Source organism: Pseudomonas sp. YH-1, assembly GCF_051990045.1.
Lineage (GTDB): Bacteria > Pseudomonadota > Gammaproteobacteria > Pseudomonadales > Pseudomonadaceae > Pseudomonas > Pseudomonas nicosulfuronedens.
Genome location: NZ_CP178184.1, coordinates 4,327,794 through 4,352,857, shown reverse-complemented (window position 1 = coordinate 4,352,857; position 25,064 = coordinate 4,327,794). Strand labels below are relative to the sequence as shown.

Below are 25,064 nucleotides of genomic sequence, written 5' to 3'. Positions count from 1 at the left end.
GAATCCTTCCGCGAACGGGGGCGCTATCCTGCTCCCATGACACTCGCAGCCCTCACCGGGGCTGGCGTACAAGAACAAATCGAGTGAACCCATGAACATGTACCATGATGCCGAACGCGCCCTGCTTGACCCGATGGAAACCGCCAGTGTCGACGAATTGCGCCAGCACCAGCTGGAGCGCTTGCGCTGGAGTCTCAAGCATGCCCACGACAACGTCCCGCTGTACCAGAAGCGCTTCGCCGAAGCCGGCGTACACCCGGACGACCTGACTTCCCTGGACGATCTTGCCAAGTTCCCCTTCACCGGCAAGAACGACCTGCGCGACAACTACCCCTACGGCATGTTCGCCGTACCGCAGAGCGAGATCGTGCGCCTGCACGCCTCCAGCGGCACCACCGGCAAGCCCACGGTGGTCGGCTACACGCAGAACGACATCGACACCTGGGCCAACGTGGTGGCGCGCTCCATTCGCGCCGCCGGCGGCCGCAAGGGTGACAAGGTGCACGTGTCATACGGCTACGGCCTGTTCACCGGCGGCCTGGGCGCGCACTACGGCGCCGAGCGCCTGGGCTGCACCGTGATCCCGATGTCCGGCGGTCAGACCGAGAAGCAGGTCCAGTTGATCCGCGATTTCCAGCCGGACATCATCATGGTCACCCCGTCCTACATGCTCAACATCGCCGACGAGATCGAGCGCCAGGGCGTCGACCCGCACAGCCTCAAGCTGCGCCTGGGCATCTTCGGCGCGGAACCCTGGACCGCCGAGCTGCGCCGCGCTGTCGAAGAGCGCATGGGCATCACTGCCCTGGACATCTACGGCCTCTCGGAAATCATGGGGCCGGGCGTGGCCATGGAGTGCGCCGAGACCAAGGACGGCCCGACCGTCTGGGAAGACCACTTCTACCCCGAGATCATCGACCCGGCGACCGGCGCGGTACTGCCCGACGGCCAGTACGGCGAGCTGGTGTTCACCTCGCTGTCGAAAGAAGCGCTGCCGATGATCCGCTACCGCACCCGCGACCTGACCCGCCTGCTGCCGGGCACCGCGCGGCCGATGCGGCGCATCGACAAGATCACCGGCCGCAGCGATGACATGCTGATCATCCGCGGCGTCAACGTGTTCCCGACCCAGGTCGAGGAGCAGGTACTGAAGATCAAGCAGCTCGCCGAGTGCTACGAGATCCACCTGCACCGCAACGGCAACCTCGACTGCATCGACGTGCATGTCGAACTGCGCCACGACCAGCAAGGCCTGTCGGCGGACGAACAGAAGGCCATCGGCAGCGAGCTGGGCAAGCAGATCAAGACCCACATCGGCGTCAGCGCCCGCGTGCTGGTGCAGCCGTCCCACAGCCTCAAGCGCTCGGAAGGCAAGGCCTGCCACGTCTACGACAATCGGCCCAAGGGCTGATCGGTCGGCGTCATCAGGAAGCCCCGCCTCGGCGGGGCTTTTTGCTTTTTTGCTTTCTGTAGGAGCCGCGCCGCCATGCCTCGCAGGGGCGCCCCTACTCCGACCGCCCGTCAGCCGGCTGCGTTCGCTGTCGATTTCCCGCCCCGCCCTTCGACTATTCCTCAAAGGCAGTCGGCACTCGCCGTCCGCCACACCCAGGAGATGAACGATGAACTATGTCGATGGCTTCCTCGTACCCGTACCCACCGCCAGCCGCGAGCGCTACATCGAAGTTGCACGCAAGGCGGCGGCGCTGTTCAAGGAGCATGGCGCCCTGAGCGTCGTCGAGTGCTGGGGCGATGACGTACCCGAGGGCAAGGTGACCTCCTTCCCCATGGCAGTGAAGCTCAAGGAGGGCGAAACCGTGGTGTTCTCCTGGATCACCTGGCCCAGCAAGGCCGCGCGCGACGAAGGGATGAAGAAGTTCATGGAGGATGCGCGAATGAAGACCGACTTCAACGACATGCCTTTCGACGGCCAGCGCATGATCTTTGGCGGCTTCCAGGTGATCGTCCAGGCCTGATGCCGGCCCCTGCCAACTCGCACGGCCCTTTGTAGGAGCGAGCTTGCTCTCGAACGATTTTCCCGGCAGCTCCGGCGCAGGGTGGGTTCGCGAGCAAGCTCGCTCCTACAACCCCTAACATCCGCATACGATTCACTCATAAGAATACATTTTCGTATCGCTTCATCGTCTTGCCAAAGCATGAGCAGTGCGCGCATCACGCAAACCGTTACGCATCATAAATCCATAACATACCTGCACAATCAGCGATTTTCATGAATTTAAATCCATGAAACTCGCTCCCTCTCGCGCCCGCAACAACGCTGAAAACCGGCCAAGCGACACACAATCCAATTACGACACATCATTTAGTGTTAGACATTCATTTCTGTATCATTTAAAAATACAGCCATGGCCAAGGCCGTCCCACGAACAAGACAAAAGGCTGGAGACACAGCATGTACGCACAACTGGTTGAGACCGGCGTGAAGCGCATCAAGGCGCTGGAGGAGATGTCCCCCGAGGAACGTGCCTTCCAGGAAAAGATCGATGCCGAGGTGAAGATCGAGGCAAAGAACTGGATGCCCGACGCCTACCGGCAGACGCTGATCCGGCAGATTTCCCAGCACGCCCACTCCGAGATCGTCGGCATGCTGCCCGAGGGCAACTGGGTGACCCGCGCCCCGACCCTCAAGCGCAAACTGCAGCTGATGGCGAAGATCCAGGACGAGGCTGGCCACGGCCTCTACCTCTACAGCGCCATGGAAACCCTGGGCGCCGACCGTGACGCCGAGATCGCCAAGCTGCACAGCGGCAAGGCCAAGTACTCGAGCATCTTCAACTACCCGACGCTGAACTGGGCCGACATGGGCGCGGTGGGCTGGCTGGTGGATGGCGCGGCGATCGTCAACCAGGTGGTGCTGCAGCGCACCTCCTACGGCCCGTACTCGCGCGCGATGATCCGCATCTGCAAGGAAGAGAGTTTCCACCAGCGCCAGGGCTACGAAATCCTCCTGACCATGATGCGCCACGGCAACCAGGCGCAGAAGGACATGGTCCAGGACGCCATCAACCGCCTCTGGTGGCCGGCCCTGATGATGTTCGGTCCCAGCGACGCCGACTCCCCCAACAGCGCCCAGTCCATGGCCTGGAAGATCAAGCGGCAAAGCAACGACGAGCTGCGCCAGCGCTTCGTCGACCAGACCGTGCCGCAGCTCGAACTGCTCGGCTGCACCGCCCCGGACCCGGACCTGAAGTGGAACGAGGAGCGCGGCCACTACGACTTCGGCGACATCCAGTGGGAAGAGTTCTACGAAGTGCTCAAGGGCAACGGCCCGTGCAACACCGAGCGCGTCGCTACCCGCCGCAAAGCCATCGAAGACGGCGCCTGGGTCCGCGAAGCTGCGGTCGCCTATGCCCGCAAACAACAACAGAAAAAAGACGCCGCCTGAGTCGCGAGGAGAGAAAAGTCATGTCCGAGTGGACTTTGTTCGAAGTATTCGTGCGCAGCAAACACGGCCTGAACCACAAGCACGTCGGCAGCGTCCACGCCGCCGACGCCGCCATGGCCATCGAGAACGCCCGCGAGCTGTACACCCGCCGCAACGAAGGCGTGAGCCTGTGGGTCGTGCCCTCCGCGCTGATCACCGCCTCCTCCCCCGACGAAAAGGATCCGCTGTTCGATCCGTCGCAGGACAAGGTCTACCGCCACGCCAGCTTCTACGAGCTGCCGCCCGAAGTCGGCCACATGTGAGACGCGTGCGATGAACCCGAACAACGACAAGATCGAATACCTGCTGCGCCTCGCCGACAGCGCCCTGATTCAGGGCCAGCGCCTGTGCGAATGGTGCGGCCACGCCCCGGCGCTGGAAGAAGAACTGGCGCTGATGAACGTCGGCCTCGACCTCGTGGGCCAGGCACGCAACTGGTACGAATACGCCGTGGAACTGCTGGACGACGGCCGCGACGCCGATGCCCTGGCCTTCCGCCGCGACGAGCGCGCCTTCCGCAACCTGCTGCTGGTGGAGCAGCCCAACGGCGACTTCGCCGTGACCATCACCAAGCAGTTCCTCTATGACACCTGGCACTTCCATGTACTGCACGCCCTGAGCAGCTCCAGCGACGAGCGCATCGCCGCCATCGCCGCCAAGGGCCTGAAGGAAGTCACCTACCACCTGCGTCGCTCCGGCAAATGGATGCAGCGCCTGGGCGATGGCACCGAGCAAAGCCATGCGCACATGCTCGCGGCGATTCCGCAGGTGTGGCGTTTTACCGTCGAACTCTGCAACGCCGACGACATCGAGCAGCGCCTGTTCGAAGCCGGGATCGCACCGAACCCGACCGAGCTGGCCGCCGCCTGGAAGTCCAAGGTCGCCGACATCTTCGCCGCCGCGACCCTGCCGGTGCCCGAACCGGCGGTGAACTTCTACCTAAGCGGCCGCCGTGGCCTGCATACCGAGCACCTGGGCATTCTGCTGGCCGAGATGCAGTTCCTCCAACGGGCCTACCCCGATGCGACCTGGTGAGCTGATTACCAGCGATCGCGGCGCCCGTGCCGGCACGGCTGACGACCTCAGCCGCGCCTGGCACGTGCTCGGCGCGGTGATGGACCCGGAAGTGCCGGTGGTCAGCGTGGTCGACCTCGGCATCGTCCGCGGCCTCGACTGGCAGGACGGGCATCTGCACGTGGTAGTCACCCCGACGTACTCCGGTTGCCCGGCCACCGAGGTCATCGAGCAGGACATCCAGCACGCCCTGGAGCACGCCGGCTTCGCCGCGCCGCAACTGGAGCGCCGGCTGAACCCGGCGTGGACCACCGACTGGATCAGCGACAGCGGCCGCGAAGCGCTGCGCGTCTACGGCATCGCTCCGCCGTCCGGCAGCACCAGCAAGCGCAGCCTGCTCGGTGAAAGCCCGGAAGTGTGCTGCCCACAGTGCGGCAGCGCGCACACCGAGCTGCTCAGCGAGTTCGGCTCGACCGCCTGCAAGGCGCTGTACCGCTGTGTCGACTGCCGCGAGCCGTTCGACTACTTCAAGTGCATCTGAGCGGCAACGCCGCCGGAGAAGAACAATGAGCAAGTTCCACAGCCTGAAAATCAAGGAAGTACGCGCCGAAACCCGCGACGCCGTGTCCATCGCCTTCGACGTCCCGACGGACCTGGCCGACAGCTTCCGCTTCCAGCACGGCCAGCACCTGGTCATGCGCACCCAGCTCGACGGCGAGGAAGTGCGCCGCTCCTACTCCATCTGCAGCGGCGTGAATGATGGCGAGCTGCGCGTGGCGATCAAGCGCGTGCCGGGCGGGCGTTTTTCTGCCTACGCCAACGAGTCGCTGAAGGTCGGCGCCAGCCTGGAAGTCATGCCGCCAGCCGGCCACTTCAACGTCGCACTGGACCCGGCACGCCACGGCAACTACCTGGCGGTCGCCGCCGGCAGCGGCATCACGCCGATCCTGTCGATCGTCAAGACCACCCTGGAAACCGAGCCGAACAGCCGCGTCACCCTGCTCTACGGCAACCGCTCCAGCAACGCCGCAATGTTCCGCGAACAGCTCGAAGACCTGAAGAACCGCTACCTGCAGCGCCTCAACCTGATCTTCGTGTTCAGCCGCGAACAGCAGGACGTCGACCTCTACAACGGCCGCATCGACGCCGACAAGTGCGGCCAGCTGTTCAGCCGCTGGCTCGACGTGAAGAGCCTGGACGCCGCCTTCATCTGCGGCCCGCAGGCAATGACCGAGACCGTGCGCGACCAGCTCAAGGGCAATGGCATGCCGGCCGAGCGCATCCACTTCGAACTGTTCGCCGCCGCCGGCAGCGAGAGCAAGCGCGAAGCCCGCCAGGCCGCCGCCGCAGTCGACAGCGCGAAGAGCCGGATCACCGTGATCAGCGATGGCCGCGAGCTGTCCTTCGAGCTGGCCCGCAACAGCGTCAGCGTGCTCGATGCCGGCAATGCCCAGGGCGCCGAACTGCCCTACTCCTGCAAGGCCGGCGTGTGCTCGACCTGCAAGTGCAAGGTGGTTTCCGGAGAAGTGGAAATGGACAGCAACTTCGCCCTGGAGGATTACGAAGTGGCGGCCGGCTACGTGCTGAGCTGCCAGGCGTATCCGGTCAGCGACAACGTCGTACTCGATTTCGACCAGCTCTGAGCCGTTCCTGTAGGACCGAGGGGGACGCCTAGTCCTTGCTCGCGAACCGCACTCTGCCGCAGCCCCGGCATGCGCAGAAGGATTCGCGGACAAAGTCCGCTCCTACAGGGTGGTCCCGGCGCGCTTTGCGTAGGAGCGGACCTTGTCCGCGAACCGCCGGCAAGGCCGGCGTCGAGCAGGCTCGCCTTCTGCGACAACGATTCAGCTCCACCGCCAGCGCCCCACAAGGACCCTGGCGGACCTTTTCCGGCGGCTTAGTCCCGCCAATTAATCAAGCGCCGCCGACGCCCACCCGGCGCGGCGGTCACCGGCACCAGCCGGCACCCTTGCGTAGCGATCCGGAGGAAGACAACCATGGCCCAAGAGCCAATCCTGCAAAGTTTCATCGGCGGCCGCTGGGTCGGCCAGCACGGCGCCCAGGCGCTGCGAAGCGCGCTCAACGGCCAGACCGTGGCACGCACCCACGAAGAGGCACTGGATTTCGCCGAAGCCGTCGCCCATGCCCGTGAGCAGGGCCTGAAAGAACTGATGTCCATGGACTTCCAGCAGCGCGCCCAACGCCTGAAGGCCCTGGCGCTGTACCTCACCGAGCGCAAGGAACAGCTCTACGAGATTTCCCGCCACAGCGGCGCCACTCGCGCCGACAGCTGGATCGACATCGAAGGCGGCGCCGGTACGCTGTTCGCCTACGCCGGCGTCGGCGGCCGCGAGCTGCCCTCGGGCAACGTCGTCCACGAAGGCCCGGCCATGCCGCTGGGCAAGACCGGCAAGTTCGCCGGCAGCCACATCCTGGTGCCGCGCGGCGGTATCGCCGTGCACATCAACGCCTTCAACTTCCCCATCTGGGGGATGCTGGAGAAGTTCGCGCCGAGCTTCCTCGCCGGCATGCCCTGCATCGTCAAACCGGCCACTGCCACCAGCTACATCACTGAAGCCGCCGTGCGCGTGATGCACGAGTCCGGCCTGCTCCCGGCTGGCAGCCTGCAGCTGATCATCGGTGGCACCGGCGACCTGCTGGACCGTCTGCAAGGCCAGGACGTGGTGACCTTCACCGGCTCCGCCGACACCGCCGCCAAGCTGCGCGTGAACGCCAACCTGATCCGCAACTCGGTGCCGTTCAACGCCGAGGCCGATTCGCTCAACTGCGCCATCCTTGCGCCGGACGTCACCCCGGACGATGACGAATTCGACCTCTTCGTCAAGGAAGTAGCCCGTGAGATGACCGTCAAGGCCGGGCAGAAATGCACCGCCATCCGCCGCGCCATCGTCCCCGCCAAGCACGTCGACGCCGTCGCCGAACGCCTGCGTGAGCGCCTGGCCAAGGTCGTGGTCGGTGACCCATCGGTGGAAGGCGTGAAGATGGGCGCCCTGGCCTCCCACGCGCAGCAGGCCGACGTCGCCGAGCGCGTGGAAGCCCTGCTGAAGTCCAGCGATCTGCTCTTCGGCGCGAAGGACGGTTTCGCTCCACGCGGCGACGGCGTGGCCGAAGGCGCGTTCTTCGCCCCGACCCTGCTGCGCAGCCGTGATCCGCACGCCGAAGGCGGTGCCCACGACATCGAGGCCTTCGGCCCGGTGACCACCCTGATGACCTACGACGACATCGACGAGGCAGTGGCCCTGGCCGCACGCGGCAAGGGCAGCCTGGTGGCCAGCCTGATCACCCGCGACCCGCAGGTCGCCGCGAAAGTCGTTCCGGTCATGGGCGCACTGCACGGTCGCCTGCATATCCTCGACCGCGAATCCGCCGCCGAATCCACCGGCCACGGCTCGCCGCTGCCGGTGCTCAAGCACGGCGGCCCCGGTCGCGCCGGCGGTGGTGAAGAGCTGGGTGGCCTGCGCGCAGTGAAGCACTACCTGCAACGTACCGCCGTGCAGGGCTCGCCGAGCATGTTGATGGCCGTCACCGGCGAATACGTGCGCGGCGCCAAGGTGTACGAGACCGAGGTGCACCCGTTCCGCCGCTACTTCGACGATCTGAAGATCGGCGAGTCGCTGCTGACCCATCGCCGTACCGTCACCGAGGCCGACCTGGTGAACTTCGGCTGCCTGTCGGGCGACCACTTCTACATGCACTTCGACGAGCTGGCGGCGAAGGACTCGCAGTTCGGCAAGCGTATCGCCCACGGCTACTTCGTGCTCTCGGCGGCGGCCGGCCTGTTCGTCTCCCCCGGCGTCGGCCCGGTGCTGGCCAACTACGGCCTGGACACCCTGCGCTTCATCAACCCGGTGGGCATCGGCGACACCATCCAGGCCCGCCTGACCTGCAAGCGCAAGATCGACCAGGGCAAGAAGAGCCCCAAGGGCGAACCGCAGGGCGTGGTGGCCTGGGACGTGGAAGTCACCAACCAGCTGGGTGAACTGGTCGCCAGCTACGACATTCTGACCCTGGTGCTCAAGCGCGCGTGATGCGCTGATCGCTGCAACTCCAGTGTCATTCTCGACCGGCCTTCGGGCCGGTTTTTTTATGCCTGCACCACACCCTGTAGCGCGTAGGGCGGATAACGCTGGCGCGTCATGCGCGTTGCGGTCCTGGCACGATCGGCACTTCGTAGGAGCGATCTTGCTCGCGAACCTGCCTCACCCCTGACGCATCCTACGCATGCTGTTCGCGAGCAAGCTCGCTCCTGCCAGTTTCCGCCCCATCGGAGCCGCCTGGCCCCCTCTGCCTTCTCCCGCGGAAAACCCCACCTTGCGTCTTTGCGCATTTCTGATATCGCCCCACCCCGCGCCCTCCGTACCTTCTCCCTGCCCGCTGCTCCTGACGGCGGGCGCGTGCACCACCCCATAAAACAACAAGAAGGGCCGCCCCATGACTCCACGCATTCAACCGTCGGCATCCGCCGGCCATCTCCCTTGCCCGCTGCGCCCAGGCGCACGCGGCTGACTGCCGCTCACTACTTCGATCAATCAAAGGCAAGGGACAACCACCATGCTCAAACAAGGCGTACTCCGCTGGCCCCAGATCGCCGGGCTCGGCATTTCACTGGTCATCGCCGGGCAGTTCTCCGGCTGGAACTACGGCCTGGCCAGTAGCGGCTGGGCCAACATGCTCGTCGCCACCCTGCTGATGGCCGTGCTCTGCGGCGGCCTGGCACTGTGCGTGTGCGAACTCTCCACCGCCCGGCCCCACGCTGGCGGCGTGTTCGCCTACGCACAGCTGGCCTTCGGACCCTTCGTCGGCTACCTGGTCGGTGCCGCCTGTGCACTGGCTTTGACCATCGGCACCGGCGCGGCCGCCAACTTCCTCGCCGCCTACATGGAATCGGTGTTCGGCTTCGGCGGCTGGCCGGTACGCATCGGCCTGTTCGCGGTGATCATCGGCATCCACATCATCGGCGTGGGCGAGGCTCTCGGGCTGACCCTGCTGGCCGGCGCGGTGGCAGCCATCGCACTGCTCGCCTTCGGCGGCGCCATGCTGCCCCACGTGCACTGGGAGAATCTGCTGGCTACATCCGGCAGCGCACTGCCGGGCGTGAGCGTCTCCGGCGTGTTCGCCTGCGTCCCCTTCGCCATCTGGATGTTCATCTGCCTGGAGCAGGTCGCCTCCGCTGCCGAGGAAGCCGCCGAACCGGGCCGCAGCATGCCGCGCGGGATCATCGCCGCCGTCGGCACCCTGCTGCTGACCGCCCTGACCGTGGTAATCAGCGCGCCGGGCGCTGCCGGCGTGGAAGTGGTCGGCAACGCGGGTGATCCGCTGTACGCCGCCATGACCCACGGCGGACTCTACGGCGAGCGCGACTGGCTGCCCTTGCTGGTCGGCTCCGGCGCCGTGTGCGGCCTGCTGGCGACCTTCTTCTCGGTGGTGTTCTCCGCCTCCCGCCAACTGTTCGCCCTGGCCCGCGACGGCTTCTTCCCCGCCGCTCTCGCCCGCACCAACCGTCGTGGCTCGCCCTACGTGGCCCTGCTGGTGCTGACCGTGATCGGCCTGCCGCTCACCCTGGTGCCGCCGGAAAAACTCCTGCTGTGCATCGTCCTGCTGCTGGGCAGCTGCCACCTGGTGCTGTTCGCCGCCTACCTGCGCCTGCACCGCACCCAGCCCGGCCTGGTGCGCCCCTTCCGCCTGCGCGGCGGCCCGGCCGTGGCCAGCGTCGGCATGCTGCTGACACTGGTGGTGATCGCTGCCTGCTTCCAGCTGGAAGTGGCCATGCTCAGCGCCCTGGCGCTGGTGGTCGTCGCACTGATCCTCAACTACCTGCTGCGCGCCGCGAGCCGCGCCGGCAAGCCCCTGGAGAATGCCGAGAATGTCTGAAGCAACCCTGCTGCAACGCCGCCACCAGGTCATGGGCGATGCTTCGCCACTGTTCTATGACGAGCCGCTGGAGCTGGTGAAAGGCGAAGGCGTCTGGCTCATCGACGCCGCCGGCAAGCGCTACCTGGACTGCTACAACAACGTGCCCTGCGTCGGTCACTGCCACCCCAGAGTGGTAGCCGCCATGGCCGAACAGGCGGCGACGCTGAACATCCACACCCGCTACCTCAACGAGCGCGTGGTGCGCTACGCCGAAAGCCTCACCGCGACCTTCGCCGACCCACTGGACAGCCTGATGTTCACCTGCACCGGCAGCGAGGCCAACGAACTGGCCCTGCGCATGGCGCGCTTCGCCACCGGCAACAAGGGCATCATCGTCAGCGACTACAACTACCACGGCAACACCACTTCGCTGGCGGCGGTGACCACCGCGCTGCCCAGCTCGGAGCCGTTCTCGGTCCATGCGCGGGCCTTGCCTATCCCCTGCCTGTACCACGCGGACGGCACGCCCGAGCAGGTCGCCGACCGCTATGTCGCCAAGGTCGCCGAAGCCATTGCCGAGCTGCAGGCGGCCGGCGTAGGCCTCGCGGCCATGTTGATCGACACGCTGTTCGCCAACGAAGGCATCCCGCGCCTGCCGGCCGGCTACCTGGAGCGCGTCGCCAAGCTGGTGCGCGAGGCCGGCGGCCTGCTGATCGCCGACGAGGTGCAATCGGGCTTCGCCCGCACCGGTGATCACCTGTGGGGCCACCAGTCACACCCGCTGGTGCCGGACATCGTCACCCTCGGCAAGCCCATGGGCAACGGTTTCCCCCTGGCCGGTCTGGTGACCAGCCGCGAGCGCGTCGAATCCTTCGGCCGCGCCAACCTGTACTTCAACACCTTCGGCGGCTCGCCCGTGGCCGCGGCCGTCGGCCAGGCGGTGCTCGACGTGATCGCCGAAGAGGACCTGCAAGGCAACGCCCGGCGCCAGGGAGCTCGCCTCAGCGCCGAACTGCATCGACTCGCCGAGCGCCACTCGATCATCGGCGACGTGCGCGGCCAGGGCCTGTTCTTCGCCGTGGAACTGGTGCGCGACCGCACCAGCCGCGAGCCGGCAGGCCTGGAGGCACGGCGCATCGTCAACGCGATGCGCCAGCGCGGCGTGTTGATCAGCAAGATCGGCGGCGACGACAACATCCTCAAGATTCGCCCGCCACTGCCCTTCCAGGGCGAACACGGCGAGCTGTTCATCCACACCCTGGACCAGGTCCTGGGCGAGCTTTGAAGGAAACCGGCATGACTGACTTCTCTTTGCTCGACCATGACCAGCAGATCGCCTGCCTGCGCGACCTGGCGCTGGACGCCCTGCACCACTGGGACGGCGACTTCGTCGGCCTGGAACTGCTCAAGTACCGCGAGAACGCGGTGTTCTGCGCCACCCGCAGCGACGGCACCCGTAGCGCCCTGCGCGTGCACCGCGGCGGCTACCACAGCGAGGCGGCGCTGCGTTCCGAGCTGACCTGGATGGAGCAACTGGCCGCCGGCGGCATCGGCGTGCCCAGCATCATCCGCACCCGCAGCGGCGAACACCTGGCCGAGGTACGCAGCACCGCACTGGCGGAGCCGCGCTTCGTCGACATGCTCGGCTGGCTTGGCGGCAGCACCCTGGGCTCCGCCGAACAGGGCCTGAGCGCCGATGGCGACATCGAGGCGCTGTTCCACCAGGCCGGCGCCGTCGCCGCGCGCATCCACCTGAATTCGGCCCAGTGGCGCCAACCCAACGAATTCACCCGGCACGCCTGGGACGAGGAAGGCCTGGTAGGCGCCAATCCGTTCTGGGGACGCTTCTGGGAGCTGGACCTGCTCAGCGACGACCAGCAGGAACTGCTCCAACGTGCTCGACAGGAGGCCCGCCTCGACCTGCGCCGCTACGGCCGCAGCCTGGGCAACTTCGGCATGATCCACGCCGACCTGGTGCCGGAAAACCTGTTGCTCGAAGGCGGCGAACTGCAGCTGATCGACTTCGACGATGCCGGCTTCGGCTGGCACATGTTCGAGCTGGCCACTGCGCTGTACTTCTGCCTGGACGACCCGCGCCTGGCACAGATCCAGGCGGCGCTGCTGGCCGGCTACGACTCGGTCAAACCCCTGTCCGCCGCCGACCGGTCCGCCCTGCCGCTGTTCCTCGCACTGCGCGGCACGACCTACCTGGGCTGGGTGCACACCCGGCGCAACAGCGAAACCGCACGGGAACTGGCCCCCATGCTGATCGAACGCGCCTGTACACTGGCCGCCGCCTACCTCGCCGACCGCTGAAACTGGCAGAGCGCCGCAACACCCTGGCGTGCAGGCACAAGCCTGCACGCCAGCGCTGACCGATACTCGGCGCACCACCGAGGTGAACCGCCATGACCGGCATAGCCCGCCACCAGGCAACCGACTCCGATGAACTGGCCTGCGCCCTCGCCGGCTGGAGCCAGGACTACACCCAGCTCGGCCATGGCCGCCTGCAGGCGGAGCTGCTGCATGTGCAGCTGCCCGGTGCCTCGCTGATCTACGAACACTCCAACCTGCACCTGCACGAGAACATGGCGCCACCGGCCGGACACCTGGTGATCGGTATTCCCCTGCGTGCCAGTGCCGATTCGCGCTTCAACGGCCAGTCCCTGCATGACGACACCCTGCTGGTGCTCGAAGGCGGCCGCGAGCTGGAAATCTGCGCCGCCGGGGAAATCCACATGCTCGGTCTGACCTTCAGCCAGCCGCAGCTGGAACGCCTGCTCGGCACCGAAGAGCGCGAGTTGTTCGAGCGCGCGCTGCAGCAACGGCGCCTGCAACTTTCACCGACGGGGGCCGGCGATCTGCGCCGCAGTCTCTGTGGCGCCCTCGCCGCCTTCGAGGCCGAACCGTGGCGGGTGGACGATCCGCAACAGGCCGGGCACGCCGTCGCCCTGGTGCTGAGCCACGTGCTGCAGGCGCTGGAGGAAATTCTTCCCGGCAGCGACCGCGAGGGCGCGCCACGCTCATTGCAGCAGCATCGCCGGCTGGTGCTGGCAGCCATCGAGCGCATGCAGGCGGACCTTTCCGAGCCACTGTCGTTGCTGGAACTGAGCCAGAGCCTGAACACCAGCCAGCGCACCCTGCAGTACTGCTTCCGGCAGATCTGCCAGAGCACGCCGCAGCAGTTCTTCCTCAGCCTGCGCCTGGCCGAGGCGCGCCGCCGGCTCAAGCAGGAGCCGCAGCAGAGCATCACCAGCCTGGCGCTGGACTTGGGCTTCGCCAGTTCCAGCCATTTCTCAGCCTTGTACAAGCGGTTGTATGCGGAGCAGCCGTCGCTGCTCTCGCGCATGCGCTGAGCTTCTGCTCTTCGTAGGAGCGAGCTTGCTCGCGAACAGATCCACCGGCAGTTCCCGCGTCAAGCGGGTTCGCGAGCAAGGACTGGGCGTCCCCCTCGGTCCTACAAAAGGCACCCCATCGGATCTGGCAACCACACCCAATCACTTGGCAGACACACGCAACGGCACAACGCCAGCCCTTACTTAGCATCGGCAGAAGACCCATCCCCTCCAACCGACAAGAACAACGGATGCCTTCGCCATGACCCACGCCGCCGTGCTGCGCCCCACCCTGCTCGCCCTGCTCATCGCCGGGGCCAGCTCCGCCAGCGCCTACGAGCTGTACGCCACCGACGACACGCACCTGAACGCCGATCTCTCGGCGACCTTCGGGCTGTTCCACAGCCAGGAGCGCTACAACATGACTGGCACGCTGGATGAAGGCTCGTCCTCCTGGCAGGAAGGTTTCATCAAGTACGGCCTGAGCGGCGACCAGAAGCTGGGCGGTGCGGGTACCGCCTACGGTGCCTTCAACCTGATCAGTTCCGGCACCTGGGGCGACGGCGACGCCGCCGGCTTCACCGACGGCTCCGAACGCACCACCAAGATCGAGGACGCCTACGCCGGCTGGCGTTCGGGCAACCTGTTCGAAGCCCTCGGCGAGGACGGCATCGACCTCTCCGCCGGCCGCCAGAACATCGTGGTCGGCGACGGCTTCCTGATCGACGGCGACGCGCTGAACATGGGCAAGGGCCTGGCCGACGGTGAATACAACCGTGGCGGCGCTTACTACCTCGCCGGCCGCCGCGCCTTCGACGAAACCGCTGTGCTGCGCATCGGCGGCAAGGAAGGCTGGCGCGGCGACCTGATGCGCCTGAAGTCGGACAACCGCGCCCAGGCCAACTCCGAGCTGTACGTTGCCACCCTCGAGCACGTCGCCCCGGAAGCCACCTTCGGCCTGACCTACATCGACGTCACCGACGTTGACGAGCGCTACGCCTCGCCCATCCAGCTCGACCGCAAGGACATGAAGACCTACAGCCTGCGCGGCACTGGCAACGCCGGCGTGGAAAACCTGTTCCTCTCCGGCGAATACGCCTGGCAGGACAAGGACAACGCCCAGTACAGCGACGACAGCGAGAACGCCTGGTACCTCGAAGCCGGTTGGACCTTCTCCGACATCGCCTGGAAACCCTACGTCAGCTACCGCTTCAGCCGCTTCTCCGAAGGCTACGACACGCTCTTCTACGGCTTCAGCCGTGGCTTCGGGACCTGGTTCCAGGGCGAAGTGGCGGGCAACTACTCCGGTCCGTTCAACAGCAATACCCGCGTGCACAACGTCGGCGCCAAGGTCACCCCGCTGGAGAACCTTTCCATCGGCGCGCAGTACTTCGACTTCCACACCCTGGACACCGACCTGGGCAACACCGACGGCCGCGAGCTGGACCTCTACGCCGAATGGGCGATCAACGAGCACCTGGTGATCATCCCGCTGGTGGGCCTGTACCAGCCGAAGAAAAGCGCGGCCGAAGGCGGCACCCAGATCGGCAACGACGACAGCAACCTGTACAGCCAGCTGATGTTCTCCACCACCTTCTAAGCCCCCTCACCCAGCAGAAAGAAGAGCCCGCCATGCCCAGCCTCCTGACTTCGATCCAGGGCCGCATCACCTGGCTGGCGGGCCTCTGCCTGCTGCTGGTCTCCAGCGTCCTGATCGGCCTTTCGCTGTACCAGGCGCGGCAGGACAGCCGTACCATCCAGCACGACAGCGGCGAACTCTTCGCCGTTGCCGCGCGGCACAACCTGGAAACCCAGGGCCAGGTGCAGGCCCTGCTGATCCGCGAACGCCTGCAGAACAACCTGCTGCTCGGTGAAGGGCTGCTTCGCACGGTGCAGACCCTGCGAGCACAACAGCGTCAGGGCGTCCTCGACCCCGCCGCGCTGCGCACCGCGCTCAATCATTCGATGGCCGATACCCTCGGCGCCCACCCGGAGCTGCTCGGCCTGTTCCTGGTGTTCCAGCCCGATGCGCTGGATGCCGCCGACGGCCAGTTCACTGCCCGCGAAGACCTGGGCAGCAATGAAACCGGCCGCTTCGCCCTCTACCTGCTGCAGAACGGCAAGGAGACCCAGCGGGTGATCGGCACCGAGCAAGTGCTCGGCGACACCACGCCCGGCCCCAGTGGTCAGCCCTACAACGCCTTCTTCACCTGCTCCACCGGGCACGCCCGCCCCTGCGTGCTCGATCCCTACTTCGACGACGCCTCAGGCCAGCGCCGGCTGGTCACCAGTGTCACCCTGCCGCTGCTGGAGAACGGCAAGGCAATCGCCGCCGTGGGCTTCGATATCGATCTGGCGGCGCTTCAGCAAAGCAGCGCAGATGGCAGCCGCAGCCTGTTCGACGGTCAGAGCCGCATCCGCATCCTCAGCCCCAACGGCCTGGTTGCCAGCGACAGCGGCGATGCCTCGAAACTGGGGCAGAGGTTCGACGACAAGGCCCTCCTCGCCGAGATCGCCGCCGGGCGCTCGCAGTCCAGCGACGACGGCGAATCCATCAGCGTGCTGCACAGCCTGGCGCCGGTGCCGGACGCCGCCCCCTGGGGCATCCTGCTCAGTGTGCCGCGCGCGGTGATGCTCGCCCCGGCGGAACGTCTAAAGGGCACGCTGGATGATCTGCGCTGGAAAAGTACCGCACTGGAGACTGGCGTCGGCATCGCCGCCGGGCTGCTCGGCATGCTGCTGGTGGCGCTGACCGCGCTGGGCATCAGCCGGCCGATCCTGCGCCTGGCGCGCATGCTCGAGGACATCGCCGATGGCGAAGGCGACCTCACCCGCCGCCTGGACTACCCGCGCCGCGACGAACTGGGCCGCCTGGCCACCGCCTTCAACCGCTTCCTCGACAAGCTGCAACCCAGCATCGCCGCCGTGCAATCGGCGACTCGCGAGGCGCACTCCACCGCCGACCGCTCGGCGCAGATCGCCCGACAGACCAGCGACGGCATGCAGCAGCAGTTCCGCGAAATCGACATGGTCGCCACGGCGCTCCAGGAGATGTCCGCCACCGCCCAGGACTCGGCCCGCAGCGCCGCTCGCGCCGCCGAAGCGGCGCGCACGGCGGAACAGGCCTGTGACGATGGTTTCCGCACCCTCGACGCCACCAACAGCGGCATCGACCTGCTGGCTACCGGGATGAACCAGGCGATGGCTGAATTGCAGCAACTGGCGGCAAGCAACGAGCAGATCGGCTCGATCCTCGAAGTCATCTGCGGGATCGCCGCGCAGACCAACCTGCTGGCCCTCAATGCCGCCATCGAAGCGGCGCGCGCTGGCGATGCCGGGCGCGGTTTCGCCGTGGTCGCGGACGAAGTACGCGGGTTGGCCCGGCGCACCCAGGAGTCGGTGGAGGAGATTCGCCAGGTGATCGAGAATCTGCAGGCCCGCGGCCAATCAGTGACCAGCGCAATGCAGGGCAGCTTCGCCCAGGCCCAGGGCAACGTCGATCAGGCGCGCCGGGCCATCGACGCGCTGCGCCGGATCGGCGAGGCGGTGAACCTGATCAGCGAGATGAACCTGCAGATCGCCAGCGCGGCAGAGGAACAGAGCAGCGTCGCCGAGGAAATCAACCGCAACATCGCCGGCATCCGCGACGTCACCCAGACCATTTCCGACCACGCACAGCAAGCCGCCAGCGCCAGTCGCTCACTGAACGACCTGGCCAGCCGGCAGCAGGGATTGGTGGAGCAGTTCCGCGCCTGACTCAGATGTCGCTGCAGCGCGGGGTCTGGCGCAGGTACTTGACGGTGTGCTGCTGGCCCTGGGAGTCCAGGTAGACCATGGTGGCCTGGCTGACTTCGCAGCGCTCGTTGGGTTGGGAGATGCTCAGCACCTTGGCCACGTCCAGCGGCATGCCGTAGTGGTACACCGCCGCGTTGTCGGCGAAAGCGCTGAAGGACAGCAGCAAGGCGGGAATGGCGAAGAGTGCGCAAAGGGTGGATTTCATGACAGGAACCTCAGGGATCACGCGGGTCGCGTCGATCGTGGCCCACTGCCATAAATTTAGCCGATGGGACCTTTCCTACACAGCACGACTTCGACAATGCATTTCTGCAGATCGCGCAACAATGGCACCTTGTTAGTCCTCCTGCCCTGTGATTATCACGCCCTCTGTTAGCTGATTGGCAGCATTCGAACCCCTGAAGCGTTTGCAGCCACCGCACTCTCCCGCAAGAATGATCGTCATCGATCGGATCGGGAGGCGCCATGAAGCGCGTGGCCATGCTGCTGTTCCCCGGCGTGCAGGCGCTGGATGTTTCCGGGCCGCTGGACGTGTTCGCCGAGGCCAATGCCTTCGTGCCCGCCGGCCAGGGTTACCAGGTGATTACCCTGGCTGCGCCGCCGTTGCCTTTGCGCGCATCCAACGGGCAACTGCTCGGTGCCGACTTCAACCTCGAACAGGGCCACGGCGCCGCCGATATCCTGCTGGTGCCGGGTGGGCCGACCTTGCCGGAAGAGTCGCCTGCATCCGAGCTGCTCGACTGGCTGCGCAGCGCTTGCGCCCTGGCACCGCGCTACGGCTCGATCTGCACCGGCGCCTTCCTGCTCGGACATGCCGGACTGCTCGACGGCAAGCACGTGACCACCCACTGGAGCGATGCGCGTCGGTTGGCGGAATTGTTCCCGCAGGCACAGGTCGAGCCGGATCGCATCCATGTCCGCGATGGAGCGCTGGTGACGTCGGCGGGCGTGACCGCCGGCATCGACCTGGCGTTGGCCTTGGTCGCCGAGGACCACGGCGCAGCGGTGGCGCTGTCGGTCGCGAAACGGCTGCTGGTAGTGGCACAGCGTCAGGGCGGGCAATCGCAGTTCAGCCCCTTCCTGCAGGCGCCGGCCGATGAAGGCTCGCCGGTGGCGCGCATCCAGCGCTATGTGCAGGAGAACCTCGACCAGCCGCTGGGCGTGCCGCAACTGGCCACCGAGGTGGCGATGAGCCCGCGCAGCTTCGCCCGTGTGTTTGTCCGCGAGGCGGGCGTAACGCCGGCCGAGTTCGTCCAGCGCGCCCGCATCGACGCCGCGCGAGGGCTGCTCGAAGGCGGTGATCTCGCCTTGAAAGTGATCGCCTGGCGCTGCGGCTTCGGTAGCGCGGCACGCATGCGGCTGGTGTTCACCCAACGCCTTGGGGTGACGCCGACGCAGTATCGGGAGCAATTCCGTCGCGACGGTTGATCCGCCACGCCAGAGTGGCCGGAGTGCCCCGGCGCAGGATGGCGTGGAGCGCAGCGATACCCATCAAATCGGTGCATGAGCAGCATGGGTATCGCTTCGCTCCACTCATCCTACAGCCCCGCTATGGCTCAGATCGGTGGCGCCGAGCGCAGCATCACCGACTTCAGGGCGAACGCCGACTTGATCCCCGCCACGCCGGGAATCTGCGTCAGGGTGTTGGTGAGGAACAGCTGGTACGCCGACAGGTCCTTCACCACCACCCGCAGCATGTAGTCGGCGTCGCCGGTCATCTGGAAGCAACTCATCACCTGCGGCGCCTGGACGATGCGTTCTTCGAACCGGGCGAGGTAGTCGCCGGTCTGTTTTTCCAGGGAAACCGAGACGAACACGCTCATGCCACCGGAAAGGCGCTCCTCGTCGAGCCGGGCGAAATACCCCTGGATGTAGTGCTCCTCTTCCAGGCGGCGTACCCGGCGCAAGGTCGGGGTCAGCGACAGGCCGATGTTCTGCGCCAGATCGCGCCACGAGAGGCGGCCATCGTCGGCCAGGGCGCGGAGGATTTTCAGGTCGGTGCGGTCGAGATCAGCCATTTTCTGTCGTACTACTCAGCGCTGTTTTTATAGTGCAAACACACTAATCCGTAAGCTCTGAGCTAGTCAATTTGGAGCAAAAAACCAATCGGTCACACCTATACTGAAACCACAACTACAACAACCGAGGACCTCACCATGAGTGATGTCACCCCCCGCCACGCGACCCCGCGTGGCACCCGCACCGTAGCCCTACCCGGCCGGGTGCGCCCGCCGGGCATGGCTTCTTCCGTCTGCTGATCCACACCCACGATCACAACTGGAGACCCGCCATGACCGACTATGCTCCGCTTCGCCTGCACGTCCCCGAGCCCACCGGGCGTCCGGGCTGCAAGACCGACTTCTCCTACCTGCACCTGTCGCCCGCCGGCGAAGTGCGCAAACCCGACATCGACGTAGAACCCGCGCGGACCACCGACCTGGCCTTCAGCCTGGTACGCGTGCTCGACGAGGACGGCAACGCCGTCGGCCCCTGGGCCCCGGACCTGAGCCACGAGCAGTTGCTGCGCGGCATGCGCCTGATGCTCAAGACGCGCCTCTTCGACGCGCGCATGCTCACCGCCCAGCGCCAGAAGAAGATGTCCTTCTACATGCAGTGCCTGGGCGAGGAGGCCATTGCCACCGCCCACACCATGGCGTTGCGCGACGGCGACATGACCTTTCCGACCTACCGTCAGCAAGGCATCCTGATCACCCGCGACTACCCGCTAAAAGACATGATCTGCCAGCTGCTCTCCAACGAGCAGGACCCGCTCAAGGGCCGCCAGCTGCCGATCATGTACTCCAGCCGGGAGAAGGGCTTCTTCTCCATTTCCGGCAACCTCGCCACCCAGTTCATCCAGGCCGTCGGCTGGGGCATGGCCTCGGCGATCAAGGGCGACACCAAGATCTCGTCCGCCTGGATCGGCGACGGCGCCACCGCCGAATCCGACTTCCACACCGCCCTCACCTTCGCCCACGTCTACCGCGCGCCGGTGATCCTCAACGTGGTCAACAACCAGTGGGCGATCTCCACCTTCCAGGCCATCGCCGGCGGTGAAGGCACCACCTTCGCCAACCGTGGCGTGGGTTGCGGCATCGCTTCGCTGCGGGTGGACGGCAATGACTTCCTCGCTGTCTATGCCGCCTCGCAATGGGCCGCCGAGCGCGCCCGCCGTGGCCACGGCCCCAGCCTGATCGAGTGGGTCACCTACCGCGCGGGTCCGCACTCCACCTCGGACGATCCGTCCAAGTACCGCCCCGCCGACGACTGGACCAACTTCCCCCTCGGCGATCCCATCGCTCGCCTGAAGCAGCACCTGATCGGCCTCGGCATCTGGTCTGACGACCAGCACGAAGCGCTGAAGAAGGAACTGGAAGCCGAAGTGATCGCCGCGCAGAAAGAGGCCGAGCGCCACGGCTCGCTGGTGGACGGCCACGTGTTCAGCGCCGCCAACCTGTTCGACGACGTCTACAAGGACCTGCCGGAACACCTGCGTCGGCAGCGCCAGGAGCTTGGGGTATGAATGCCATGAACCCGCAACACGAGAACGCCCAGGCGGTCACCAGCATGACCATGATCCAGGCGCTGCGCTCGGCCATGGACGTGATGCTCGAGCGCGACGACAACGTCGTGGTGTTCGGCCAGGACGTCGGCTACTTCGGCGGCGTATTCCGCTGCACCGAGGGCCTGCAGAAGAAGTACGGCACCTCGCGGGTATTCGATGCGCCGATCTCCGAGAGCGGCATCATCGGCGCCGCCGTCGGCATGGGCGCCTATGGCCTGCGCCCGGTGGTGGAAATCCAGTTCGCCGACTACGTCTACCCGGCCACCGACCAGCTGGTCTCGGAAGCCGCGCGCATCCGCTACCGCTCGGTCAACGACTTCACTGTGCCGATGGTGGTGCGCATGCCTTGCGGCGGTGGCATCTACGGCGGGCAGACCCACAGCCAGAGCCCGGAAGCGATGTTCACCCAGGTCTGTGGCCTGCGCACCGTCATGCCGTCCAACCCGTACGACGCCAAGGGCCTGTTGATCGCCTGCATCGAGAACGACGACCCGGTGATCTTCCTCGAACCCAAGCGCCTGTATAACGGCCCGTTCGACGGCCACCACGACCGCCCGGTGACCCCATGGTCCAAGCACCCGGCCAGCCAGGTTCCCGAGGGCTACTACAGTGTTCCGCTGGACAAGGCCGCCATCGCCCGCCCCGGCTCGGAACTGACGGTACTGACCTACGGCACCACCGTCTACGTGGCCCAGACTGCCGCCGAGGAAACCGGCATCGACGCCGAGATCATCGACCTGCGCAGCCTCTGGCCGCTGGACCTGGACACCATCGTCGAGTCGGTGAAGAAGACTGGCCGCTGCGTCATCGTCCACGAAGCCACCCGCACCTGCGGCTACGGCGCCGAGCTGATGTCGCTGGTGCAGGAGAACTGCTTCCACCACCTCGAAGCGCCGATTGCCCGCATCACCGGCTGGGACACGCCCTACCCGCACGCCCAGGAATGGGACTATTTCCCCGGCCCCGCCCGCGTCGGCGCGGCCTTCAAGCGCGCCATGGAGGTCTGAATGGGCACTCACGTCATCAAGATGCCGGACATCGGCGAAGGCATCGCCGAGGTCGAGCTGGTGGAGTGGCACGTCCAGGTCGGCGACGAGGTCCATGAGGACCAACTGCTCGCCGAAGTCATGACCGACAAGGCCACGGTGGAAATCCCCTCGCCGGTATCGGGCAAGATCATCGCCCTGGGCGGCGTGCCGGGCCAGGTGATGGCCGTAGGCGGCGAGCTGATCCGCCTGGAAGTGGAAGGCCACGGCAACCACAAGGAAGCCGCGCAACCCAAGGCCCAAGAGGAAGCCCCGGCCCAGCCGGAAGCCAAGCCGGCCCCGGTCGTCGATGCGCCCAAGCCAGCACCGCGCGTGGAGAGCAAGCCAGTCGCCCCGGCCGCGCGCCCCGCTCCGTCGCCGGCTCCCCGTCGCGCGCCGGGCGAGAAACCACTGGCCTCGCCGGCGGTCCGCCAACGCGCCCGCGACCTGGGCGTTGAATTGCAGTTCGTCCAAGGCAGCGGCCCGGCCGGACGCATCCTGCGCGAGGACCTGGAACACTTCCTGGAGCATGGCGGCGCCACCATCGCTTCGGGCTACACTGCACGCCACGATGAGCACCAGATCCCGGTGATCGGCCTGCGCCGCAAGATCGCGCAGAAGATGGCCGAGGCCAAGCGGCGCATTCCGCACTTCAGCTACGTCGAGGAAATCGACGTCACCGACCTGGAAGACCTGCGCGTCCACCTCAACGCCAAGCACAGCGCAGCGCGCGGCAAGCTCACCCTGCTGCCCTTCATCGCTCGCGCCATGGTCGTTGCCCTGCGTGACTTCCCGCAACTCAATGCGCGCTATGACGACGACGCCGACGTGATCACCCGCTACGGTGCCGTGCACCTGGGTGTCGCCACCCAGAGCGACAACGGCCTGATGGTGCCGGTGCTGCGCAACGCCGAATCCCGCGACCTGTGGGGCAACTCCGCGGAGGTGGCACGCCTCGCCGAGGCCGCCCGCCACGGCAAGGCCAGCCGCGAGGAGCTGTCCGGCTCGACCATCACCCTCAGCAGCCTCGGCGCCCTGGGCGGCATCGTCAGCACGCCGGTGATCAATTACCCGGAAGTCGCCATCGTCGGGGTCAACCGCATGGTCGAGCGCCCCATGGTGATCAACGGGCAGATCGTCGTGCGCAAGATGATGAACCTGTCCTCGTCCTTCGATCACCGGGTGGTCGACGGCATGGATGCCGCGGCCTTCATCCAGGCCGTGCGCGCCCTGCTCGAACATCCCGCCACCCTGTTCATCGACTGACGGAGCCGACTCGTGAAGCAGAACCAGACTCTCGAAACCACCCTGCTGGTGATCGGTGGCGGCCCCGGCGGCTACGTCGCGGCGATCCGCGCCGGCCAGCTGGGCATCCGCACCGTGCTGGTGGAAGGTGCTGCCCTGGGCGGCACCTGCCTGAACATCGGCTGCATCCCGTCCAAGGCACTGATCCACGCCGCCGAGGAATACCTGAAAGCCCGCGAGTTCGCCGGCAAGTCGCCGCTGGGCATCAGCGTGCAGGCGCCGAGCATCGACATCCAGCGCACCGTGGAATGGAAGGACGGCATCGTCGACCGCCTGACCACCGGCGTCGCCGCACTGCTGAAGAAGCACGGCGTCACCGTGGTCAACGGTTGGGCGAAGATCGTCGACGGCAAGACCGTCGAGGTCGATCTCGCCGAAGGCGGCACCCAGCACATCCACACCGAACACCTGCTGCTGGCGGCCGGCTCGAAGTCCGTGGAGCTAGCGTTCCTGCCGGTGGGCGGCAATGTCATCTCCTCCACCGAAGCCTTGGCACCGAAGACGCTGCCCAAGCGCCTGGCGGTGGTTGGTGGCGGCTACATCGGCCTGGAACTGGGTACCGCGTACCGCAAGCTGGGCGTGGAAGTGACGGTGGTGGAAGCGCAGCCACGCATCCTGCCAACCTATGACGAGGAGCTGACCAAGCCGGTAGCCCATTCTCTGCGCAAGCTGGGCATCGAGCTGTACCTGGGCCACAGCGTGATGGGCCTGGAGCCGGACGGCAAAGGCCTGCGCGTGCAGGACGGCGCCGGCTCGCAACGTGTGATTGAAACCGATCAGGTGCTGGTCGCGGTCGGCCGCCACCCCAACACCGCCGGCTGGAACCTCGACACCCTGCGCCTGGACATGAACGGCCGTGCCGTGCAGATCGACGACCAGTGCCGCACCTCCATGCGTGACGTGTGGGCGATCGGCGACATCGCCGGCGAGCCGATGCTGGCCCACCGCGCCATGGCCCAGGGTGAGATGGTCGCGGAGATCATCGCCGGCAAGCGTCGCGCCTTCACCCCCACGGCCATTCCAGCCGTGTGCTTCACCGATCCGGAAGTGGTGGTGGTCGGGCTGTCGCCGGAACAGGCCCAGGCCGCCGGCCATGAAGTGCTGACCGCGAGCTTCCCGTTTGCCGCCAACGGCCGTGCGATGACCCTGGAATCCAGTGACGGATTCGTCCGTGTGGTGGCCCGCAAGGACAACCACCTGATCCTTGGCTGGCAGGCCGTGGGCAAGGCTGTCTCGGAGCTGTCCACGGCGTTCGTACAGTCGCTGGAAATGGCTGCCTGCCTGGAAGACATCGCCGGCACCATCCACGCCCACCCGACCCTCGGCGAAGCGGTGCAGGAAGCTGCGCTGCGCGCGCTGGGGCATGCCTTGCACGTCTGAAGCCGGCTCTCTCCAACGGGCTTCCCCCTCCTGACCCGCCGATTGGCGGGTCTTATTTTGCCGGCCGGCTTTTCGTAGGACCGAGGGGGACGCCCAGTCCTTGCTCGCGAACCCGTTGTCCCACTGCGGAGATCGTTCGCGAGCAAGCTCGCTCCTACAGGTCTGCCGTTACGTCGTACCCCCTACGTCTGGTCGATCACCGCCCAGCAAGTGAGCTTGGTTATTTTCGAGACCTTGGAAGGGAAACCACCGGATCGCCGATTTTCTTCATGCTTAGCTCCAAGATCGCTGTATTTACCGGCACACCTTGCCAATCTCCATCAACATTG

The 25,064-nt window shown here is 66.3% G+C and carries 21 protein-coding genes and 1 pseudogene; 20 read left to right on the top strand and 2 right to left on the bottom strand.

The window, feature by feature from the left end; all coding sequences use genetic code 11:
- Positions 1-91 precede the first annotated feature (91 nt).
- The 15 genes and pseudogenes from paaK to ACKI1H_RS19870 all read left to right on the top strand — a co-directional run bounded on the left by paaK (position 92) and on the right by ACKI1H_RS19870 (position 17,421).
- Positions 92-1,411, top strand: a complete 1,320-nt coding sequence (gene paaK / locus ACKI1H_RS19940; protein ID WP_138523865.1) for a phenylacetate--CoA ligase PaaK — start codon at positions 92-94, stop codon at positions 1,409-1,411.
- 208 nt (positions 1,412-1,619) lie between these two features.
- Positions 1,620-1,973 (top strand): DUF1428 domain-containing protein, encoded by a 354-nt coding sequence (locus tag ACKI1H_RS19935; protein WP_440466058.1) that lies wholly within the window; start codon positions 1,620-1,622, stop codon positions 1,971-1,973.
- Positions 1,974-2,410: 437 nt separating this feature from the next.
- On the top strand, positions 2,411-3,403 hold the full coding sequence (gene paaA, locus ACKI1H_RS19930) for a 1,2-phenylacetyl-CoA epoxidase subunit PaaA (protein WP_138523861.1): 993 nt from the start codon (positions 2,411-2,413) through the stop codon (positions 3,401-3,403).
- Positions 3,404-3,423: 20 nt separating this feature from the next.
- Complete coding sequence (gene paaB, locus ACKI1H_RS19925; protein WP_017520939.1) at positions 3,424-3,705, top strand: 1,2-phenylacetyl-CoA epoxidase subunit PaaB; 282 nt, start codon at positions 3,424-3,426, stop codon at positions 3,703-3,705.
- Positions 3,706-3,715: 10 nt separating this feature from the next.
- Complete coding sequence (gene paaC, locus ACKI1H_RS19920; protein WP_440466057.1) at positions 3,716-4,477, top strand: 1,2-phenylacetyl-CoA epoxidase subunit PaaC; 762 nt, start codon at positions 3,716-3,718, stop codon at positions 4,475-4,477.
- Entirely contained in the window at positions 4,464-4,997 is a 534-nt protein-coding gene (paaD, locus tag ACKI1H_RS19915; RefSeq protein ID WP_138523857.1) for a 1,2-phenylacetyl-CoA epoxidase subunit PaaD, read from the top strand. Before paaC ends, paaD begins: the two co-directional genes overlap by 14 nt.
- Positions 4,998-5,022: 25 nt before the next feature.
- A complete protein-coding gene (gene paaE, locus ACKI1H_RS19910; RefSeq protein WP_138523855.1) occupies positions 5,023-6,099 on the top strand; it encodes a 1,2-phenylacetyl-CoA epoxidase subunit PaaE in 1,077 nt (358 codons plus the stop codon).
- A gap of 354 nt (positions 6,100-6,453) precedes the next feature.
- Positions 6,454-8,505, top strand: coding sequence for a phenylacetic acid degradation bifunctional protein PaaZ (gene paaZ / locus ACKI1H_RS19905; protein WP_440466056.1), 2,052 nt, complete (start codon positions 6,454-6,456; stop codon positions 8,503-8,505).
- Positions 8,506-9,028: 523 nt separating this feature from the next.
- The gene (locus ACKI1H_RS19900) at positions 9,029-10,348 is read left to right on the top strand and encodes an amino acid permease (RefSeq protein WP_138523851.1); all 1,320 of its coding nucleotides are present in this window, start codon (positions 9,029-9,031) and stop codon (positions 10,346-10,348) included.
- Positions 10,341-11,615 carry an aspartate aminotransferase family protein gene (locus ACKI1H_RS19895; RefSeq protein ID WP_440466055.1) on the top strand — a complete coding sequence of 425 codons (1,275 nt, stop codon included), beginning with the start codon at positions 10,341-10,343 and terminating at the stop codon, positions 11,613-11,615. The genes ACKI1H_RS19900 and ACKI1H_RS19895 overlap by 8 nt, the downstream gene beginning before the upstream one ends.
- 11 nt (positions 11,616-11,626) lie before the next feature.
- Positions 11,627-12,646, top strand: a complete 1,020-nt coding sequence (locus ACKI1H_RS19890) for a phosphotransferase enzyme family protein (protein WP_440466054.1) — start codon at positions 11,627-11,629, stop codon at positions 12,644-12,646.
- A gap of 92 nt (positions 12,647-12,738) precedes the next feature.
- Positions 12,739-13,686 carry a helix-turn-helix domain-containing protein gene (locus tag ACKI1H_RS19885; protein ID WP_440466053.1) on the top strand — a complete coding sequence of 316 codons (948 nt, stop codon included), beginning with the start codon at positions 12,739-12,741 and terminating at the stop codon, positions 13,684-13,686.
- A 241-nt stretch (positions 13,687-13,927) separates the two neighbouring features.
- Complete coding sequence (locus tag ACKI1H_RS19880) at positions 13,928-15,265, top strand: hypothetical protein (protein ID WP_440466052.1); 1,338 nt, start codon at positions 13,928-13,930, stop codon at positions 15,263-15,265.
- A 32-nt stretch (positions 15,266-15,297) separates the two neighbouring features.
- Positions 15,298-16,563 (top strand): annotated as a pseudogene (locus ACKI1H_RS19875) (HAMP domain-containing protein); the annotation flags it as partial.
- A gap of 102 nt (positions 16,564-16,665) precedes the next feature.
- On the top strand, positions 16,666-17,421 hold the full coding sequence (locus ACKI1H_RS19870; RefSeq protein WP_440468892.1) for a methyl-accepting chemotaxis protein: 756 nt from the start codon (positions 16,666-16,668) through the stop codon (positions 17,419-17,421).
- Between the two features lies 1 nt (position 17,422).
- On the opposite strand, the gene ACKI1H_RS19865 is transcribed toward ACKI1H_RS19870, so the two are convergent.
- Positions 17,423-17,665, bottom strand: coding sequence for a DUF2790 domain-containing protein (locus tag ACKI1H_RS19865; RefSeq protein WP_440466051.1), 243 nt, complete (start codon positions 17,663-17,665; stop codon positions 17,423-17,425).
- A 260-nt stretch (positions 17,666-17,925) separates the two neighbouring features.
- Between ACKI1H_RS19865 and ACKI1H_RS19860 the strand changes: the two genes are divergently transcribed.
- The gene (locus ACKI1H_RS19860) at positions 17,926-18,888 is read left to right on the top strand and encodes a GlxA family transcriptional regulator (protein ID WP_440466050.1); all 963 of its coding nucleotides are present in this window, start codon (positions 17,926-17,928) and stop codon (positions 18,886-18,888) included.
- A 128-nt stretch (positions 18,889-19,016) separates the two neighbouring features.
- Here ACKI1H_RS19860 and ACKI1H_RS19855 read toward each other — a convergent pair whose 3' ends face one another.
- Positions 19,017-19,478 carry an Lrp/AsnC family transcriptional regulator gene (locus ACKI1H_RS19855; protein ID WP_024762520.1) on the bottom strand — a complete coding sequence of 154 codons (462 nt, stop codon included), beginning with the start codon at positions 19,476-19,478 and terminating at the stop codon, positions 19,017-19,019.
- A gap of 272 nt (positions 19,479-19,750) precedes the next feature.
- On the opposite strand from ACKI1H_RS19855, the gene ACKI1H_RS19850 reads away from it, so the two are divergent.
- The 4 genes from ACKI1H_RS19850 to lpdA are packed head-to-tail and all read left to right on the top strand — an operon-like array spanning position 19,751 to position 24,735.
- Positions 19,751-20,983 (top strand): 3-methyl-2-oxobutanoate dehydrogenase (2-methylpropanoyl-transferring) subunit alpha, encoded by a 1,233-nt coding sequence (locus ACKI1H_RS19850; protein WP_440466049.1) that lies wholly within the window; start codon positions 19,751-19,753, stop codon positions 20,981-20,983.
- A complete protein-coding gene (locus ACKI1H_RS19845) occupies positions 20,980-22,032 on the top strand; it encodes an alpha-ketoacid dehydrogenase subunit beta (RefSeq protein WP_440466048.1) in 1,053 nt (350 codons plus the stop codon). The genes ACKI1H_RS19850 and ACKI1H_RS19845 overlap by 4 nt, the downstream gene beginning before the upstream one ends.
- Positions 22,033-23,316, top strand: a complete 1,284-nt coding sequence (locus ACKI1H_RS19840; RefSeq protein WP_138523833.1) for a dihydrolipoamide acetyltransferase family protein — start codon at positions 22,033-22,035, stop codon at positions 23,314-23,316.
- Between the two features lie 12 nt (positions 23,317-23,328).
- Positions 23,329-24,735 carry a dihydrolipoyl dehydrogenase gene (gene lpdA, locus ACKI1H_RS19835; RefSeq protein WP_440466047.1) on the top strand — a complete coding sequence of 469 codons (1,407 nt, stop codon included), beginning with the start codon at positions 23,329-23,331 and terminating at the stop codon, positions 24,733-24,735.
- Positions 24,736-25,064: the final 329 nt, after the last annotated feature.

Excerpts from the sequence above, each read along its gene's own strand:
- paaK (WP_138523865.1), top strand. The coding sequence starts at position 92 with ATGAACATGTACCATGATGCCGAACGCGCCCTGCTTGACCCGATGGAA.
- ACKI1H_RS19935 (WP_440466058.1), top strand. The coding sequence starts at position 1,620 with ATGAACTATGTCGATGGCTTCCTCGTACCCGTACCCACCGCCAGCCGC.
- paaA (WP_138523861.1), top strand. The coding sequence starts at position 2,411 with ATGTACGCACAACTGGTTGAGACCGGCGTGAAGCGCATCAAGGCGCTG.
- paaB (WP_017520939.1), top strand. The coding sequence starts at position 3,424 with ATGTCCGAGTGGACTTTGTTCGAAGTATTCGTGCGCAGCAAACACGGC.
- paaC (WP_440466057.1), top strand. The coding sequence starts at position 3,716 with ATGAACCCGAACAACGACAAGATCGAATACCTGCTGCGCCTCGCCGAC.
- paaD (WP_138523857.1), top strand. The coding sequence starts at position 4,464 with ATGCGACCTGGTGAGCTGATTACCAGCGATCGCGGCGCCCGTGCCGGC.
- paaE (WP_138523855.1), top strand. The coding sequence starts at position 5,023 with ATGAGCAAGTTCCACAGCCTGAAAATCAAGGAAGTACGCGCCGAAACC.
- paaZ (WP_440466056.1), top strand. The coding sequence starts at position 6,454 with ATGGCCCAAGAGCCAATCCTGCAAAGTTTCATCGGCGGCCGCTGGGTC.
- ACKI1H_RS19900 (WP_138523851.1), top strand. The coding sequence starts at position 9,029 with ATGCTCAAACAAGGCGTACTCCGCTGGCCCCAGATCGCCGGGCTCGGC.
- ACKI1H_RS19895 (WP_440466055.1), top strand. The coding sequence starts at position 10,341 with ATGTCTGAAGCAACCCTGCTGCAACGCCGCCACCAGGTCATGGGCGAT.
- ACKI1H_RS19890 (WP_440466054.1), top strand. The coding sequence starts at position 11,627 with ATGACTGACTTCTCTTTGCTCGACCATGACCAGCAGATCGCCTGCCTG.
- ACKI1H_RS19885 (WP_440466053.1), top strand. The coding sequence starts at position 12,739 with ATGACCGGCATAGCCCGCCACCAGGCAACCGACTCCGATGAACTGGCC.
- ACKI1H_RS19880 (WP_440466052.1), top strand. The coding sequence starts at position 13,928 with ATGACCCACGCCGCCGTGCTGCGCCCCACCCTGCTCGCCCTGCTCATC.
- ACKI1H_RS19870 (WP_440468892.1), top strand. The coding sequence starts at position 16,666 with ATGCAGCAGCAGTTCCGCGAAATCGACATGGTCGCCACGGCGCTCCAG.
- ACKI1H_RS19865 (WP_440466051.1), bottom strand. The coding sequence starts at position 17,665 with ATGAAATCCACCCTTTGCGCACTCTTCGCCATTCCCGCCTTGCTGCTG.
- ACKI1H_RS19860 (WP_440466050.1), top strand. The coding sequence starts at position 17,926 with ATGAAGCGCGTGGCCATGCTGCTGTTCCCCGGCGTGCAGGCGCTGGAT.
- ACKI1H_RS19855 (WP_024762520.1), bottom strand. The coding sequence starts at position 19,478 with ATGGCTGATCTCGACCGCACCGACCTGAAAATCCTCCGCGCCCTGGCC.
- ACKI1H_RS19850 (WP_440466049.1), top strand. The coding sequence starts at position 19,751 with ATGACCGACTATGCTCCGCTTCGCCTGCACGTCCCCGAGCCCACCGGG.
- ACKI1H_RS19845 (WP_440466048.1), top strand. The coding sequence starts at position 20,980 with ATGAATGCCATGAACCCGCAACACGAGAACGCCCAGGCGGTCACCAGC.
- ACKI1H_RS19840 (WP_138523833.1), top strand. The coding sequence starts at position 22,033 with ATGGGCACTCACGTCATCAAGATGCCGGACATCGGCGAAGGCATCGCC.